The following is a 17,040-nucleotide window of genomic DNA, read 5'->3' on the forward strand; positions in this document are numbered from 1 at the left end:
TTAATCGCATCCCCCACCATCATGGAAAAATGACAGCATTATGGAGGGTGGACAATGTCCACCCTCCATAAATCTATAGCAGTCCTATTTGATAGGTAAAAATTATCAACCGCCAAGACGCCAAGAGCGCCAAGAAAAGAGAGAACAGAGAATTTTACGAATGATTTAGGATTGCTATATATAAGTTCTCACTAGTACAAGTTGGCGGAAATGAAACTACCATACCCTACGGGAAGCCCTTCGGGTTCGCAGTCGCCTACGGAGGGAAACCCTCCTGCAGCGCTGTCTCACCGCTACGCGTCTACAAGATTGACGAAAAGCTTATGGTGTAGGTATTTTGAATTTTAAATTTTGAATGCGTGAATTCTGCAAAGCGGTACTAGCTAGCTTTAAGCGCCGCTCTTAATTGTTTGAGAACACGACCGATTTCTACAAATTCCAAGTTATTGGAAAGCTTTTTAAGAGTTTCAGCATCGCTTTTAAGAACAATACTATTGTAAGCCTTGATAGCGGCATTCAATTGACTAACATCTACAATAAGCCCTACTAGTTGTAATCCAGTTCCTAGGGTTGCTTCTGAATCAAAATCTTCTAATAAACCTGCTACGTTATTCACAAGCACTGTGTTGCTTGTAAGAGCAATGTTATTGTAAGTCTCAATAGTGGCATCCAATTGACTAACATCTAGATTGTATTTTTCTCCACTTAGAGCAAGCTGATTATTAGCGACTAGCTGTACTGGTTGTAATCCAGCAACAGTTACACCGGGCGTTGCTACATAATCAAAGCCTTTTAATAAACCTGCTACGTTATTCACAAGCCCTGTAATTAGAGATTGCGGAATTCCTGAACTAGATAAAGAAGTCTGTACCTTACTAATTGCTGTACTAGCAGCAACTCCCCGCACTAGGATGACGACCACAGTACTTCTTGGAGTTTCAACACAAAAACCAGTGCTAATTCGGTCACCACAGCCACTTTGGTCTATTATTCTGGTAGCCACATTATTCAAACTTTGTTGAACTTTCTGTGGAATACTAATTGTACCGTTTACCTCAACTGATACATTGGTACCAGGTACTGGTTGAGTAGGTGCTGACTGATTTGTACGATTAAAACTATCGCCAGAGAAGGAGGATGATTCTGTGCTAGTTCCGTTAACAACATTCTGACCAGCGTAGACCTTTAAGGGTGTAGCGCTAATAAGATTACCTGCAAACAAGAGTAAAAAACCCAAACTGAGGCGAGATTTTTGCTTGTTCATTGCCGCTGCATTAACTTTTTAATTTACACAAAACTCAGAAGTTAGAACTGGAAAACATAGCCTGCACTCAAGCTTAAACCAGTACCTCCATCAAGATTGTCAGTTACGTCCGTGAAAATAGCATTGAAGACTATGGGGGTTTCTCGCAAAGGAGTAAAGGAAGCACCTACGTTAAGGCTATTTCCAGTCCAGCTACTGACTACAGAGACTTGAGGAGCAACTCGTAAACCTACACTACCGAAAAAATTCACAGAATTTTCACCTGCTTCGATAGCCCCTTTAGAACGAAAACTCCCAGTACCAACACCCAGAGAAACAGTCAAAGGCAATTGATTATTGGGCTTTAAATAAAATGACTTAGTCACGACACCATAAAAGGTGTCTTTTGCATTGTTGACTTCTCCCCATTTTACGGGATTTGACCAGCCAACAGCGACTGCTGTACCATCAGCAAAGTACTTATGTAATTTTACACCAATACCTCCACTTTCACCAAAGTCAAAATTTTGACCGCCTAAGCTAGTAACGTTCACATTGATTTCAGCACCTATGGATTCAACCGCGTCTCCCAAACCAAAACCAACAGATGCGGAACCATCGATATTATCCCCATCAAAAGGTAAATATCCTCCAACACCCACATATGCTTGACCCCAACTTGCACCATAAGCTGTAGGAGTCCCTGCACTCGAAGCAGGCGCTGCTTGACCTAGAGGTCTGCCTTCTATAAGGACAGGGTCAATCAGAAGTTGTTGGCGTAACTTATTAATCTCTCCTAAAGTGTCGCCAACAACACCGGAAGAATCTGTTTGAGCAATTCGCTTGGTTGGGGCGAATTGCTTAGCAGATGAGATTTTAGGTTTGATAAATTCTTTATCTTCCTTTGGTATCATGTTGGAATATAAGACAACTCCAACAGCCATTTCAGTTAGATCTGCTTTAGTAGTCAACTTTTGCAGTGGAGAAATGTCTAGAATATCATCTGTAGCAGATTCTGTAGCAGATGTAGAATTTATTTTTTGACGAGGAGAAACGTCTAGAACACCATCTGCAGCAAATGCTGCATTTATAAAGATTACTGTTGTAGTCTGCATAATGGCGGTTGCCAAGGTTATTCCTAAACCCAAATAGATACACCGCGCATATTTAACTTTGAGACTAGCAGTAGCATTAAGTATTTTTTCTCTAGTCATTAGAAATATAAGATACTTAGGATTGACCAATCAAACTAAAAACTTGCGAAAAAGCTGTTAGACATTTCATTCTCCTAATCATCCCTAATGACGAACACAGGTGAATTTAAGGGTTTTGCCTAAAGCTGAAAAGATGCAAGTTCAATGCGAAACCGTTAAATCCAGTAAATTGATGAAGTCATTGTTTGTCCTTTGTAAACGTATTTTTTTTCTTTGGCTTCAGGGAGAATACTTAATAGCTACAAAAAATCAATTTTTTTTCAGTGAAAACACTTAATATGGCAATCCTGAACAACAAGATTCCCGACTTCTTAAAGAAGTGGGAATCTGAGTTGCTTCCCCTGTCCTCCTGTTTGCAGAATAGTCTTGGTTAAAAATTAATGCTTCTTAACATTACGCAAGAAAATAATATAATAAGTAATATATTTTCTTAAGGCAGGTCAAAACTTAGCCTTTACAGTCAGGCTTACAGTGAACGAGGTATCAGATATGGGTAACATCACATTCGTTAAAGAAAATCAAGAAGTCGTGGCGGCAAATGGTGCGAATCTGCGGGAGAAAGCCCTACAAAACAACATCGATATATATAAATTGTTTGGCAAGATGATGAATTGTGGAGGCTACGGTCAGTGTGGCTGCTGCGTTGTCGAAGTCGTCGAAGGAATGGAAAATCTCTCGCCCCGCACAGATGTAGAAAATCGATTATTGAAGAAAAAGCCAGAAAATTGCCGTCTTGCTTGTCAAACCTTAGTTAATGGTCCAGTTAGCGTGGTAACAAAGCCTTAACGGTAAATAATCAAGAGTTAAAAGTCAAGGGTTAAAAAAGATATTTAACTTAGACTTTGAACCCGTAATAAATAACTCGTTGAAGCCGTGATAGTGGTATCCTAAAGTTGTTGACTGGATATTATAGAGAGGCTTTCTTTCCATGCAAGTTAATGAACTGGGGTTCGTGGCGAGCATTTTGTTCGTTTTGGTTCCCGCTGTTTTTTTAATCATTCTTTACATTCAAACTGCTAGCCGCGAAGGGAAAAAAGATTAGTTAAGACCTGTTTTGTCCATTAAATAAAAACCCCTACACAACAAATGTAGGGGTTTTGTTTATGAACCGCAGTACCTAACTTACCGTCCTTGCCAACAATACTGGACAGGTGGCATTAACTCGAACATAGTCAGATAAAGAAGCTCCCAAAAGTCGATCTATATCTACCAAATTCTTGGCAATTGAAGGACGCCGATCCGGAGAACCGAGCAATAATAAGTCTACGTTCCACTCATCTGCCAAGCGACAAATTTCTTCACCTGCTTTACCACTGCTGGTGACACAACGGGCTTGTACACCATATTTTTTAGCTTCTAAAAAAGCTGCAGCTAAAACAGGGCTTTGTTCTGGACTAATTTGTGTTGTGTCAGATTCTTTGCCGCGTAAATCCGTATTAACATTAGCCAGAATTAACTCCCCTCCCTTAATATCTCGCAGCAGGAATAAAGCCAAATTCAAGCAATTTTTTGCAGCATCAGAGCTATCCATTGCCACCATAATGCGGTTAACTTTTTTGACATAAATGTCATCTTTAACCAGCAACATGGGGCGAGAAGATAATTGGAAAACGTACTGACTGACTGAATTGGACAAAATCGATTGCAACCGCTTGAGTCCGCGTGAACCCATAATAATCAAGTCAGCATCGATTTCGTCAGCTACCTCGCAAACAACACGTTTAGGGTCACCTTGCCTTAAAATCGAAGAAACTTTGCTGGGATCTAAGTTCAAATACTGGATCGCATTCGCTAGAATTTTGCCGCCTTCTTCCCATTTAGTTGTCATGGCTTCAGCAGAAACTTGGTCGGGAACAACGTGCAAAACTGTAACTTTTGACCGTTGGATTGATGGCACTTCTGTCAAAGTTTTGAGCATTTCTTCTGCATGCCCCAATCCAGATACAGCTAGCAAAATTTTTTCTATCATCTTACGTCTTGTTGTTCAGGTTGCTTTGGGAACTAGCCATTGGTCATGAGTCATGAGTCATTAATATACTGATGAAAAAAATGACAAATGACAACCGACATTTAAGTTTATTTGCACCTAGTTACCTAAATTTTCAACTAGGCTTCCTTGATTTCAGCTTACCCTCAATTCTGACTGATGAACTTAACGAATGATTATTAAATTTATTAGTTTTAATCTATGTTTACTATTTTTAATTAATGACTTAGTTAAGTATTGCAAAGAAGTACTAATTTTTTTAACAAAAATTTCAAATCTGCTGTTCGCTGTTCTTCTATTATTTTGAGGTGGAGGTTGGGGCTTAGGGTGAAGAACACTTTTGCAAAAGAGGCTGTTGGGCGATCGCCTCTGCTTTAAATAAACCTGTCTGTTTCACCACGCTAACCCAGGTAGCCAATAGGGTGGTATCAGAGGAGTTGCAAGCACGTAGATCAGCCAGAGTTGAAACTAGGTCAAACCATAGACCTTGTTCAGCATAGACTGAAATTCGCTCCCTAGGAGTGAACTGCTTAAGAGTGGACTCAACATTATTACTGACGGCAACCCGCTGTACCCAACCGTATACAGTAATGACAGAATTGGGCGAAGTATCCTGACTGCAGATTAAGGACACAGAGAATTGATATAATTGGTTAATTTCCAAAGGTGGAATTGTTTGACTGGGTAAGGCGAGACTAGTTACACCAGATTCGCGACTGGGTTGAAAAGTCGTGTTGTAAACTAAAGTTCGCTGACCAGTCTCGTTTACCTTATGGAGAGTGAAATTTACTTTTTGCGCCGCGTTTTTGGGCGTGTACCAAAAAAACCGGGGATAAGCGGCGGTTGTTAACCCGATATTAGTTGGCGGTAGCAGTAACGCCAACTGTGGTAATTCCCCGGACATACAACTTTCTCTACGTGTACCGCCATTTTCCCGGCGTCCTGGTAGACCCTTTTTGGGGATGTTTACTTGAAAACCCCTTTTCTGCTTGCTGCGGTTATCGCTTTGTGTTATTTGCTTGGTGATTAGTGGGTTAGAAGTTTGTGCGTAAGTCGCTAAAGGCAAGCTTAACAGCAAGGTAAGTAAGGAGAGTAGGGGGAGATGGAGAAGTGGCGGGAGAAAATACTCCCTCATCTTCCTCATCTTCCTCATCTTCCTCATCTCCCTCATCTCCCCAGTTAAGCCGCTACTGCTAAGCCATTATGTCTGAGCAAAGGTTCAGTACTGGGTTCGCGACCCCGGAACGACTTAAACACTTCCATTGGATGTTTGCTACCACCAAGAGCTAGCACCGTATCGCGATAACGCTTTCCTGTAGCTTTTATAGCCTGTTCGTTGTCTAAACCAGCTTCTTCAAAAGCTGCAAACGCGTCAGCACTCAATACTTCAGCCCATTTGTAGCTGTAGTAACCTGCCGAATAACCACCTGAAAATATGTGTCCAAATGCACATAAGAAGGAATCTTCTGGGAGTGGTGGTAAAACAGTTGTGGTCTTGGCAATGCGCGATCGCACATCTTTTGGAGTTTCCCCACTACCAGGACGATAGCGGTGGTGCAGTTCTATGTCAACAATGCTAAAGTGAATTTGCCGCAGCATACCACTACCACTCATGTAATTCTTTGCTGCTAATAGCTTTTGGTAGTAATGCTCTGGCAAAGGTTCGCCAGTTTCGTAATGCTTCGCCATACCAAACAAAGTCGGTTTGTCGTAGCACCAGTTTTCCATAAACTGGCTGGGCAATTCCACAGCATCCCACTCAACATTGTTAATGCCTGCTGCACTGCTGTAGTCTACCTTGGTCAGCATATGATGCAAGCCATGACCAAACTCGTGGAACAAAGTTTCTACTTCAGAGAAAGTCATGAGGCTAGGCTTGCCATCTACTGGGGGAGTTTGGTTGCACACCAAATACGCCACAGGTAAGCGGGTAGTCGTTACCCCATTTTCTGTAACTTTACCACGGTTGATACAGATGTCCATCCAAGCACCGCCGCGCTTTTCCGCTGGACGGCTGTAGGGATCTAGGTAGAAGTAGGCAATTGGGTTATTCGTTTCGTCTGCTATTTGGAAGTAACGCACATCCTCATGCCAAACTGGGGCTTGACCATCAGCAGGAGTGATATTTACGCCAAACAGCCGCTGCACTAGTCCAAACAAACCATCCAGCACTTGAGGAAGTGGGAAATAAGGGCGTAATTCTTCAGCAGTGAAGGCAAATTTTTCTTCTCGTTGACGTTCTGCCCAAAAAGTGACATCCCAGTGCTGCAAATTCTTTGCTTCTGGGGAACTTTTGGATGCAGCAAAAGCTTTGAGTTCTTCCAATTCCTTGACAGCAGCATCATAACTGCTAGAGCGCAGTTCCTCCAACAAAGACTCTACTGCCTCGACACTCTTAGCCATTTTACTGGCTAGGCTCAATTCAGCATATGTTTTAAAGCCGAGTAATTGAGCCAGTTCTTGACGCAACTCTAAAATGCGTTCAATTAACGGGTTGTTATCCAACTCGCCCGATGAAGCACGGGTGAGAAAGGCTTTGTATAATTTTTCTCGCAAGTCACGTCGGGTACTGTGCTGCATGAAAGGAGCGTAACTGGGGAAGTCCAACGTGATGCGCCAAGGACCATTTTCTGGAGTGGCGTTTTCTTCTCCCGCAGCCCGTGCCGCTTGTGCTGCTAAACTGAGCAAGCTGGGGGGTAAACCGTCGATTTCTTCTTTGGCTGTCAGTGTCATGCTAAAGGCTTTAGTCGCATCTAGCACGTGGTTAGAAAACTTGGTAGAAAGTTCTGCCAACTCCATCTGAATGGCGTTAAAGCCTTCCCGTGCTTCACCTTGCAAGCCAACACCAGAAAGTTCTGCATCTCGGATAGCAGATTCTACGATGCGTTGTTGAGCCGAGTCTAATGTTGCCCAAGTATCACTTGCACGGACTGCCTTAAAAGCATTGTAAATTGGTTGGCTTTGGCTCAGCTTATTAGAAAATTGTACCACCAGCGGCTGTACGGTTTCGTATGCTTCGCGAAGTTCAGGGCTATTTTTCACACCCATCAGATGACTGACTACGCCCCAACTCCAATTTAAGCGTTGGGTCAGCGTTTCTAGAGGTTCTACTAAACCGCTCCAAGTAGGCTCTACATGAGCTTCTATAGTAGCAAGTTCCTTGTCTAGTTCTACCAGGAGTTGGTTGAATGCTGGCACGACATCCTCTGCTTTAATCTCCCCAAAGGGAGGTAAGCCAGAGCCTTTTAGTAAGGGATTCTCTGAGATAATGGCATTTGTACTCATAGTTTTGTGTGAGTAGCGGTTCAATACGCACCTAAAAGCGATTTTTCTTTATATATCATCCAATGTAGCGAGATCTTTCTCTATTGCGGGTTTTTCGCGACTAGAGATGGGAAAACCGCACTCACCGAAACAGTGCACGTCATTCAGATCCCCGACTTCTTTAAGAAGTCGGGGATCTATCCGTCCAGCAGCAGTTTTTTGAAGCCAGTGCTATCAGGTAGGTTATAATCAGCCAAAAATTGCTGATAAGCTGATTCCTCAATCTGCGTCTTGATATACTCTGTTTTGGGTAGTGTTCCGAACGTTTTAAGTTAACTTTGGTTGCCCATTGCTAACAAATGCTCCCTCCATTGCAGGAGTTCAGGACGTTCTACCAATGCCTTAAGATATATCCCAAGGCTCCCATTCAAATCTCTTGGCAGTGTGTGACCACAGCTAGGACATTTGAATTTTTTGTTTCCACCCAATTTGGTGTGAATATGTCCACACTTTGTACAGGTTTTCGATGTGTAAGCTTCTGACACTTCAATGACCTGTGTCTTCCATTCTTGTGCTTTGAACTTTAGATATTCCTTGAATCTATAATGTGACCAATTGAGCATTGCTCTTGCTGTCTTTGACCTGAGCTTTCTAGACTTTTTCACTACCATTTCTGATGTTTCAAAGCTAGGTAATAGAATCACATCAAATTGAGAGCAGAGATAATGAGCAATTTGCTTATGTGCTTCATCTACAATATTACGAATGCGTTCTCTCATTCTTCTAGAAGCTTTAAGCATTCTATACTTTGGAGTGCCTTTCGCTTTAGAGATACGACTGTACAAATTATCTAGATAAGCGCATAGCCTGTAGATTCTACCAATGTCTAAGTTTCCAAAATCACCATTCAAATGAAGACTGAAGAATGTTTGAAATGTTCTTACACCAGGGTCTAGAGCAACTAAGCCTAATCTTTGGTTCTCAGATTTTTTTGACTCAAATACCATAGGAATTATGATGTAAAACTTCCCATTCTGATGCACTAACTTACAATCAAACTCTATGTCTGGAAAAACTTCAGCAGGTTGTAAAGACTTACCTAAAGAAGTTATATACACCGATTCCGATTTCACAGAACCTTTCGGAATATAGATGCTATCCCGTCTCTCTTTTTTCGAGCGAAATTTGACGAGTTGAATCTGTTTTGTCTGCTGGAATTTTTTCTTAGCATTTTTCACAGCATCGCAAGCGTCTTTAATCGCAATTGATTTTATCTGATAAGGTGTTTCTTTCGACCATTCAGGTAAAGATTGAATAATTCCTGTTTTGATTGCTTTCCAAGAAGCCTTAGTATCTGGTTTGTTCAGGTATGCGATAGTTTGATTAAACACATATCGAGCCGTTCCCATCCATTTCTTCAGAGTCACCGTTTGTTGTTGGTTTGGGAATATCCTTATCTTCTTTGATTTCACGTTGGTACTTTCTGAGTCCATGCATCCTGCATGAGAAAACATGGATGATCGAAAGCAAATCCCTTGTAAGTTCTTCTGTGGGTGAAAGTTTATTCTCGTCGAGAACCACGATTTCACAGGAGAATTTTTTACCAAACCATTCGATAAGGTCAAACCCAAATCTAACGAGTCTATCTCGATGTGCGACAACAATTTCACAGACAGTTCTTTCGCTAACCCAGTCCAATATGGATATAAGACCTTTTCTTTTAAAGTTGAGTCCTGACCCGATGTCTGTGATAATTTCGTGATTTGGGTAGCGTCGGCGCATGAACTCAACTTGTCGCTCAAGGTCATCTCGTTGCTTGTGACTGGAGACTCGACAGTAGCAGATTTTCCGCCGTTTTTCCCCCTCTTTTTCCTTGAGGTAGGAGTCAATATCGAACAATCGTTGATTCCCTTGTGTTCGGATACTTGGCAATTGTCCACTATCTGCCCACCTCCTTATCGTGTTTGCATGAACCCCTAGTCTGCCACAAGCAACACGTAAAGGCACGTACTTAGACATCACTAAACTTCACTATTGCTCACTGAAATTAGTCTAGCAAGCTTTGGTAAGCTTTTGTGAGAAATAGTGATATTTTAATTAACTGTTGAAAAACCTCAGAGAGTTGTTTGCTTTCAGAGCATCCATCAATTTCTACCCAACAGGTTCCCTCAGCAACAATGTGAAACGAGACAATTCGCCGTGAAGCTGCTTGCAGTAGCACTGCTAACTGATCTGGCGGTGGCGTTTCAATACTCCAGGGAGCAAAGTACTCGGTACGAAACCGGACACCACCTGAAAGGCGAATCACTCGAAGCACATCAGAGAGAACATCCATAGCACTTTTAAGTAAGAATTATTACAACCGTTCACTCAGTAAAGTGACATTTACTAGTCTGGCGTTTCAGTCAAGAACTCCAGAGTCTTAGTCATTGCACATCCCGTTTTTATAGTCAAGTATATAGTTACAGTGCATTATTATCCGTTAAGCCGCTGTTAAAAACGTAGCATCTGAAGGGACATCACACAACGTTCAAACATTTTCAATTTAACTGTCTCCAGATTGACAGTTTCTAAATCATAAAGACGAGTGCAATCCCCCTGTGGTCTGCACATTGTCTTTCATCAACTATTCAATTAAGTTTGCCCGTATTTGAAATCAATTCCTGTAACTCTAAAGGACGACACTATGTTGGAATTACAAGCCCCTACAGCCTATTCACCTGCCAAACCCTGGATAGAATTTGCTAAAAATTTAGGTTCTCAATTTGCAGAACGTCGCACTGATGCAAACGAAAACGATCGCTTTGTTGCTGAAAACTTTGCAGATTTGAAACAGCATGGATTCGTTTCGGCGGGTGTGCCTACTGAGTTAGGCGGTGGAGGAGCAAGCTACATCGAGATGTGTGGAGTGCTGCGTGAGCTTGCTCATCATTGCAGCTCCACTGCGCTTGCCTTTGCCATGCATACGCATCAAGTAATGATACCTGTATGGCGTTGGCGTCATCAAAATGCTCCTATGGAGGGTTTGCTGCGACGAGTGGCAATGGAACAAATTATCCTCCTCAGTAGCGGTGGTTCTGATTGGTTACAAGGCTCTGGTACGGCAACTCGGGTCGAAGGTGGTTTTTACATTAACGCCTGTAAAGTCTTTGCTAGCGGTGCCCCTGCCGGTGATTTGCTCATGACTAGCGCTGTTTACGATGATCCAGAAGCTGGCTCCACTGTTCTGCATTTTGCGATTCCTGTTCATGCTGATGGAGTCAAGATTGATCCCGTTTGGCACGCAATGGGTATGCAGGGCACAGGCTCCCACAACATCCTGTTATCGGATGTATTTGTGCCTGATACAGCGATCGCGCTGAGACGACCCCAGGGTAAGTGGCATCCTTTGTTTCACATAATCTCAATGCTGGCAATGCCATTGGTCTACTCAGTATATGTGGGTGTGGCAGAAGCCGCACGAGACTTAACGGTGCAGTTGATTCAGAAACGCCCAGAAGATAACCATATTTGCTACTTAGTCGGCGGCATCGAGAACGAACTGATGGCTGCAAAGTTAGCGCTACAACACATGATTACAGTGGCAGATACCAGTCAACCTGGATTTGATACCACTAATCAAATTATGATGGGTCGCACGTTAGTAGCACGTGCTGTGCTCAATGTGGTTGATCTGGCAATGGAAGCTACGGGTGGCACTGCGTTTTATCGTTCGCTGGGTTTAGAGCAATTGTTCCGTGATGCTCAAGCTGTTCGTTATCACCCTTTACGGGAAGGTGAGCAACGCCGACTTGCAGGACAACTTGCTCTCAATTGGACGATCGAGGCAAAAGACTAACTTTCCCCCAACTCTTAACTTAATCAGCGCTGCCCTCCAGTACCAGACGAGCGACTTTACCGCGATGCCCGTCTAGCACTGGAGAGCGATCGTCTAACCTAGGCAAGCGACCAAATTGAAATTCACATCCTCAAAGATGGTAAGTAGGTCGGTACAAATAAAGTTAACGAGTTTCGGCAGTCCTTAGTCATTAGTCATTGGTCTAAGGCGCGGGTTTTAGAGGCTTTTACATTTTTTAACATAGTTCTGTTTATTTCTACCTATCTACTTAGTCGAATTGTCACTATTGAAGGTTGGCTCGATATTGCTAACAGTTGTCATGGAATTAAGTCAACTTCAGCAAAAAGAGTATGATCGTGAGTGTACAAGTATTTAATTTTAATCTGTGTCTGCAAAGGACATCTTTCACGAAGCAGTCAAGCAAGCTCTACAAAAAGAGCAGTGGCTAATTACAGATGATCCACTCAAATTTAAATTTGGTAACGTCAACTTTCAGGTAGATTTGGGTGCAGAAAGACTGGTTGCAGCCGAGAAAGCAGGTGAGAAAATAGCAGTCGAGATCAAGAGCTTTTTGAACCCTTCTGCAATTACAGATTTCTACGCTGCTTTAGGTCAATTCCTCAGTTATCGGCTGGCGCTGGAAGAAACTGAGCCAGAGCGAGTATTATATTTGGCAGTTCCACTAGATGCCTATGGAACTTTCTTTCAACTTGAGTTCACGCAGATTGCAGTACAAAAATATCAAGTTTTGTTAGTTGTTTACGATCCAGTGAATGAGGTGATTGTGCAATGGATAAAATAGCTAAGTATCGAGAGTACATTCAGACCTTGCTTACTCGTTATACCAGTGACGATGTTTCAGATGATCAGGTAGAGGCTCAACTTATCTTTGATACAGAGCGAGATCATTATCAGTGGATGAATGTGGGTTGGCAACAATTTAATCGCATTTATCGATGTGTGATGCATTTTGACATTAAAAACGGAAAAATATGGCTTCAGCAGAACTTAACAGATCAGAATCCTGCTGAGGAGTTAGTTAAAATGGGTGTTCCGAAAGACGATATTGTTTTGGGATTGCAACCTCCGTATAAAAGGCAGTACACAGATTACGGCGTTGCTTAAAGAATAGCCATATATACAGCAGGAGTGTGGTGTGTTGCGCGAGCAACAACGCACCCTACCAAATACTAAAGCTGACAAACAAGCTACTGCCAGATTATGCTTTAGAAAGCATTGTTGCTGACAAATGTTATGAGAACCTTCACTGCGATCGTTGAGCGAGATTCCGAGACCAAACTTTATGTAGGCAAAGCGTAAGAAAAGCAATCGACCGTGGATTAAAAAAACGCTTGAATTAAAACCTGAGCATCACTGGGAATCTCCATCAGGCTACAAAATTTTTGTAGCGGATTGGGGGTTTTTCGTTTCAATGTTCCCCAGAATTGAGTTTTTGAATGCAAGCCTCTCGGTGCTGCTTTCATTTCACACAAACTCGACACGTCCCACCATCTCTTCAGGTGTCATCACCTCATAAATCAAAACCAAGGTTTCAATAATTTCACCAATTGAACGAGTCCCTTTTTTGCAGTAGGTAATGCCAGGATGATCAAGCCTAGAACTTGCAATAATCAAAAAATCTGCATCTTGGGTGAACAGTACTCGCTGTGTTTTCTGAATAAACGCTAACTGGACTTCATCGGTTTGAGTACGTAATTCCACATCATTGGTTGTTGTGACATCAATTCCATAACGGCGCAAGCCAAGCGCGATTGCAGGATCGACATTTTCATCCAGATGAAAGCGAATTCGTTTACTCATTCCTCAACTGTCTGAGTTTCTCTTGGAGATGCGAGGGATGATTTTGCTTCAGTACCTCAACTAACTCATCTTCTTCTGCTATGCGGCGATCAATCTCGTCTCGGTGATCAAAGTAATAAGCCATTGCTGCATAAACAGATGCCAGTGACAGGTCATACTTACCAGCAATCTCTACCAAGGAATACCCTAGCTTTAAATGCATCACCGCCACATCTTCTACAGCAATGCGGGTACCGACAATGCGGGGCTTCCCACTCCGCACATCAGAAGCGATCTCGATATGCTCCCGACTGACTAATTGCATTGGTAAATCTTCCAGATCTGTTTCATAATTTAATAATACACACCTGTCCTGGCTCTTACAAAGTTATAGATGGAACCAGACCAGCAGAATGCTTCCTTGAGCAACCTGCGCTATTGATCACCTCTTTAAGCCAGAGCTATTTTACTCAAAAACAACGCCGCGATAAATTTCCGCCATTGGCAATTCCATCCCAACTGAGTCTAGGGAAATAGATTGTTCCAAGCCTTTAAATTCATTGAACAACCAACCTTGGGTTTGCTTGCTATAGCGTTCGACAAAAGCTTCATCCTGCTCGACTAATAAATATTCGCTAAAACTAGGAATTGATCGATATATCCGAAATTTATTTTGTCGGTCGTAATCTGCGGTGGAAGGAGATAGTACTTCAACAATTAAAATAGGATTCAAGACTTCATCCAAGCGATCATTATTCAGTTGCGGTTCGCCCTTAAAAATCATCACGTCTGGATATACTCCGCGTCGATGTTCAGGAATCCACAGCCGCAAATCGCTGTTAATTGGCTCAAATTCAGTATCGCGCAGCAGAAACTTGAGAAAGGCAAAAATATTACCACTGATGCGGCTGTGTTTGAGGGTTCCTCCGGGCATGGGTATAATTTCTCCATCTCGATATTCGCTGCGTCCTTCCGCTTTTTCTTCGAGCGCGCGATATTCATCCAAAGTGTAGCGGCGCTTGATGGTAGAAATCATAGGTCGTAGCCGATCGCATTGGCTATAGGACAACAAAACTATTTTGTCACAGATTTAGTTCTGGGGTTATCTCATACTGCGAGCGCATTTCTTCGGTAGTGTGCGTTGCGTGAGTATAGCGCAGGTAGATTACTCCTGTTTTTGACAATGTGTTCTGTCAACGAACGGCTTTAAGGGCGTCGTATAATAACTTATATCGCTTAAACCCTGCTTCATACACAGGATTTTCTTGCGGCTGTACCACATTACTATCCTGCGGCAGCATCTTAAATGCAGCTTCTAAGTTGGAATATGCACCAACCCCGACCATTGCCAGAATGGCTGCTCCGTAAGCTGCTCCTTCTTCGGCTTTGGGAGCAATGAGTTCTGTTTGCAAAACATCTGCCAAAATTTGTAACCAGACGCCGGATCGTGCGCCTCCACCTGTTGCCAAGAGTTGATTAACGGGAGCGATAAGCCGGAGGCTTGACGCTGCGCGTATCGCACTAATTACCTCCAACGCTTCCCGCAAGCTAAATGCAACACCTTCCAAAACGGCACGAATGATATCTGCCTGCGTATGAGCCAGTGACAGGTTTACCCAAGCACCGCGAGTATCTGGATCGAGGTGGGGACTGCGCTCTCCTGAAAGGTGGGGCAGAAATAGAACACCACGGGCACCAGGCAGCGATCGCGCTGCCATATCCATCAAATCGGTGTAGGGAATATTCGGTGCAAATGTATCTCGATACCAACGCAGAGAACCACCTGCCGCCAGCGTCACTCCCAAGAGATGATAACCACCATCCACATGACAGAACAAATGCACCCGACCTTCTGGATCGGGAATTGGGCGAACTGCCGAAGGCGGCAGCGCTTCGCTATCGCACGGTGCAAAGATAACTCCCGACGTGCCAATACTCAGACTGCCCCGGTTCAGGTTGCAGGCGGAGATGCCCAGACCGATCGCCGCTGCGGCATTGTCGCCTCCGCCTGCGACTACAGGTAATCCGGCAGGGAGTCCCACGCGGGTGGCGATTTCTGATTTCAACCGTCCGGCGATCGCCGTAGACTCGACTACTGAGGGGAACAACGCTGGGTTGATATTGAGAGCATTGAGAATATCCGTATCCCATTGCCGATTCGCCAGGTTTAAACACCCGACACCAGACGCATCAGAGGGCTCTGTCACTAGCTCGCCAGTGAGCACATATCCAAGATAATCTTTTGGCAAAAGAATCTGCCACAGCCGAGCATACGCTTGCGGTTCTTCAGCCCGTAACCACACCAGCTTCGGAAGCTGAAACCCGGTAATTGCAGGATTTCCAGTGCGCTGGATCAACTCCTGACGGGGAATAGTGGCTTCAATCGCATCAACAGCTTTACCAGTGCGCTGATCATTCCACAAAATTGCCGGTCTGATCACTCTGCCCTCTGCATCCAGAGGAACCATACCATGCATTTGTCCAGACAAACCGAGGGCAATCGCTTGGTGTCCATCTAGCTGTTGAGTAACATCAAACAGGGCATCCAAACTAGCCTCAACCCAATCCGATGGGTTCTGCTCTGTCCAACCGGGCTGTGGGGTTAACAGGGGATAGCTTTTCGTCGTTTGAGCGATAATTTGCCCTTGCAGATCAACAGCGATCGCCCGCACTCCTCCTGTACCCAGATCTAAGCCAACTACGACGTCAGTCAATTGCCCCCTCCCAAATTCAGCAATTCTAGTAGTAAGGACTGAAGTCCTTGTTTTCGTGGAAGAGGACTAAAGTCCTCACTACACATTTAGTAAGGTTATTTAATCGGACATGATATGACTTCGTATTCCCTCAACCACTAGGTGGACTTCGGTCGTTGGCTAGCTGCAAGTTCTTTCAACGCTAAACCTCCATCCCGAAAAACTGGCCACCCATCGCCCACCAGTACAGCCTCTATGCCATTTATATGGGCTAGTCTTTGGACTGAGGCAACCGCTTGCTCTTGATTGCAAAGTTTGTCATTGGGTAAAATCGTTAGGCTTCCTGCTTTGTGTGCTCGGATCAAATCGCCTGTGATCAGAGTTGTCTTGTCCAAAAGCAGTGCCAGCTCACCAGGTGTCTTCGAGCCTTGCAATTCAATCACCTGCAACCCTGGAACTAACTCTTCGCCATCACAAAGCCAGCGAGCGCACTCAATAGGAAACTGACTTCGTTCAGCAAAAGGACCTGCAATTTGGGCACCAGTCACATATGCGAGTTCCTTCGCTGCACGTACGTGATCTGAATTGGTGATCACAATCCAACGAACACTACCTAAGGAATTTAGGTGTTCGTAGTCGTAGGATAACAGAGACAATGGATCGATGAGAATATTACCGTCTGGACGAATCCAAGCAATACTATTGAAATCTATATTGCGTTCTTTATTAAAGGATGACCATCCGTATAAGTCATTACGGTGTAGAAGTTTCATTGGAAATTCGTTGAGTAAATTTAGTACTACATAGTTGCTTCTTCTTAATATATTTATACATAAGGCGAAGTTAAGGTCTGATGGTATTTTGGTTAAACTTTACATTGCTGCAATGCATTGAAATTGCGAATATTCTTCTTGCTGCGTTATAAATCAAAATTTTCTTCCCCTGCAACCCAAGCGCTTCCCCTGCTCCCCCTGCTTATTTTTATGAGGAGGGTCTTCACA

The 17,040-nt window shown here is 43.4% G+C and carries 18 protein-coding genes; 5 read left to right on the forward strand and 13 right to left on the reverse strand.

Translation table 11 applies throughout. The annotated features are described in order from the left end of the window. Positions 1-379 precede the first annotated feature (379 nt). Both V5G28_RS03615 and V5G28_RS03620 read right to left on the reverse strand, forming a co-directional pair. On the reverse strand, positions 380-1,264 hold the full coding sequence (locus tag V5G28_RS03615) for a hypothetical protein (protein WP_332993523.1): 885 nt from the start codon (positions 1,262-1,264) through the stop codon (positions 380-382). Positions 1,265-1,305: 41 nt separating this feature from the next. Then, the gene (locus tag V5G28_RS03620) at positions 1,306-2,457 is read right to left on the reverse strand and encodes a hypothetical protein (protein WP_332993527.1); all 1,152 of its coding nucleotides are present in this window, start codon (positions 2,455-2,457) and stop codon (positions 1,306-1,308) included. Positions 2,458-2,946: 489 nt separating this feature from the next. Between V5G28_RS03620 and V5G28_RS03625 the strand changes: the two genes are divergently transcribed. Continuing rightward, on the forward strand, positions 2,947-3,243 hold the full coding sequence (locus V5G28_RS03625; RefSeq protein ID WP_332993529.1) for a 2Fe-2S iron-sulfur cluster-binding protein: 297 nt from the start codon (positions 2,947-2,949) through the stop codon (positions 3,241-3,243). A gap of 142 nt (positions 3,244-3,385) precedes the next feature. Further along, entirely contained in the window at positions 3,386-3,499 is a 114-nt protein-coding gene (gene psbM, locus V5G28_RS03630; RefSeq protein ID WP_041033332.1) for a photosystem II reaction center protein PsbM, read from the forward strand. Between the two features lie 75 nt (positions 3,500-3,574). Here the strand turns inward: psbM and V5G28_RS03635 are convergent, their stop codons facing one another. The 6 genes from V5G28_RS03635 to V5G28_RS03660 all read right to left on the reverse strand — a co-directional run bounded on the left by V5G28_RS03635 (position 3,575) and on the right by V5G28_RS03660 (position 10,043). Next, positions 3,575-4,426, reverse strand: coding sequence for a universal stress protein (locus V5G28_RS03635; protein ID WP_096563134.1), 852 nt, complete (start codon positions 4,424-4,426; stop codon positions 3,575-3,577). Between the two features lie 340 nt (positions 4,427-4,766). Further along, positions 4,767-5,579, reverse strand: a complete 813-nt coding sequence (locus V5G28_RS03640; RefSeq protein WP_332993536.1) for a DUF928 domain-containing protein — start codon at positions 5,577-5,579, stop codon at positions 4,767-4,769. Between the two features lie 44 nt (positions 5,580-5,623). Continuing rightward, positions 5,624-7,729 (reverse strand): M3 family metallopeptidase, encoded by a 2,106-nt coding sequence (locus V5G28_RS03645; RefSeq protein WP_332993538.1) that lies wholly within the window; start codon positions 7,727-7,729, stop codon positions 5,624-5,626. A gap of 311 nt (positions 7,730-8,040) precedes the next feature. Further along, a complete protein-coding gene (locus tag V5G28_RS03650) occupies positions 8,041-9,135 on the reverse strand; it encodes an RNA-guided endonuclease InsQ/TnpB family protein (protein ID WP_336229608.1) in 1,095 nt (364 codons plus the stop codon). Beyond that, the gene (locus tag V5G28_RS03655) at positions 9,092-9,727 is read right to left on the reverse strand and encodes an IS607 family transposase (RefSeq protein ID WP_332993541.1); all 636 of its coding nucleotides are present in this window, start codon (positions 9,725-9,727) and stop codon (positions 9,092-9,094) included. Before V5G28_RS03655 ends, V5G28_RS03650 begins: the two co-directional genes overlap by 44 nt. A 28-nt stretch (positions 9,728-9,755) precedes the next feature. Further along, positions 9,756-10,043 carry a cupin domain-containing protein gene (locus tag V5G28_RS03660; RefSeq protein WP_332993545.1) on the reverse strand — a complete coding sequence of 96 codons (288 nt, stop codon included), beginning with the start codon at positions 10,041-10,043 and terminating at the stop codon, positions 9,756-9,758. 351 nt (positions 10,044-10,394) lie between these two features. Between V5G28_RS03660 and V5G28_RS03665 the strand changes: the two genes are divergently transcribed. The 3 genes from V5G28_RS03665 (at position 10,395) to V5G28_RS03675 (ending at position 12,671) form a co-directional block, all read left to right on the forward strand. Further along, a complete protein-coding gene (locus tag V5G28_RS03665; protein ID WP_332993547.1) occupies positions 10,395-11,546 on the forward strand; it encodes an acyl-CoA dehydrogenase family protein in 1,152 nt (383 codons plus the stop codon). A gap of 385 nt (positions 11,547-11,931) precedes the next feature. Next, positions 11,932-12,348 carry a XisH family protein gene (locus V5G28_RS03670; protein ID WP_332993549.1) on the forward strand — a complete coding sequence of 139 codons (417 nt, stop codon included), beginning with the start codon at positions 11,932-11,934 and terminating at the stop codon, positions 12,346-12,348. Next, on the forward strand, positions 12,336-12,671 hold the full coding sequence (locus V5G28_RS03675; protein ID WP_041038455.1) for a XisI protein: 336 nt from the start codon (positions 12,336-12,338) through the stop codon (positions 12,669-12,671). The genes V5G28_RS03670 and V5G28_RS03675 overlap by 13 nt, the downstream gene beginning before the upstream one ends. A gap of 360 nt (positions 12,672-13,031) precedes the next feature. Here V5G28_RS03675 and V5G28_RS03680 read toward each other — a convergent pair whose 3' ends face one another. From V5G28_RS03680 to V5G28_RS03700, 5 genes are all read right to left on the reverse strand, one after another. After that, the gene (locus V5G28_RS03680; protein WP_332993554.1) at positions 13,032-13,367 is read right to left on the reverse strand and encodes a DUF5615 family PIN-like protein; all 336 of its coding nucleotides are present in this window, start codon (positions 13,365-13,367) and stop codon (positions 13,032-13,034) included. After that, positions 13,360-13,671: a DUF433 domain-containing protein gene (locus V5G28_RS03685; protein ID WP_332993557.1), complete on the reverse strand. Its 312-nt coding sequence runs from the start codon at positions 13,669-13,671 to the stop codon at positions 13,360-13,362. The genes V5G28_RS03680 and V5G28_RS03685 overlap by 8 nt, the downstream gene beginning before the upstream one ends. Before the next feature lie 141 nt (positions 13,672-13,812). After that, a complete protein-coding gene (locus V5G28_RS03690; RefSeq protein ID WP_332993558.1) occupies positions 13,813-14,382 on the reverse strand; it encodes a Uma2 family endonuclease in 570 nt (189 codons plus the stop codon). 157 nt (positions 14,383-14,539) lie between these two features. Next, entirely contained in the window at positions 14,540-16,060 is a 1,521-nt protein-coding gene (gene xylB, locus V5G28_RS03695) for a xylulokinase (RefSeq protein WP_332993560.1), read from the reverse strand. A 137-nt stretch (positions 16,061-16,197) separates the two neighbouring features. After that, on the reverse strand, positions 16,198-16,812 hold the full coding sequence (locus tag V5G28_RS03700; RefSeq protein ID WP_332993562.1) for an MBL fold metallo-hydrolase: 615 nt from the start codon (positions 16,810-16,812) through the stop codon (positions 16,198-16,200). Positions 16,813-17,040 lie beyond the last annotated feature (228 nt).

It is taken from the genome of Scytonema sp. PRP1 (genome assembly GCF_036697665.2).
GTDB lineage: Bacteria > Cyanobacteriota > Cyanobacteriia > Cyanobacteriales > Nostocaceae > Kalymmatonema > Kalymmatonema gypsitolerans.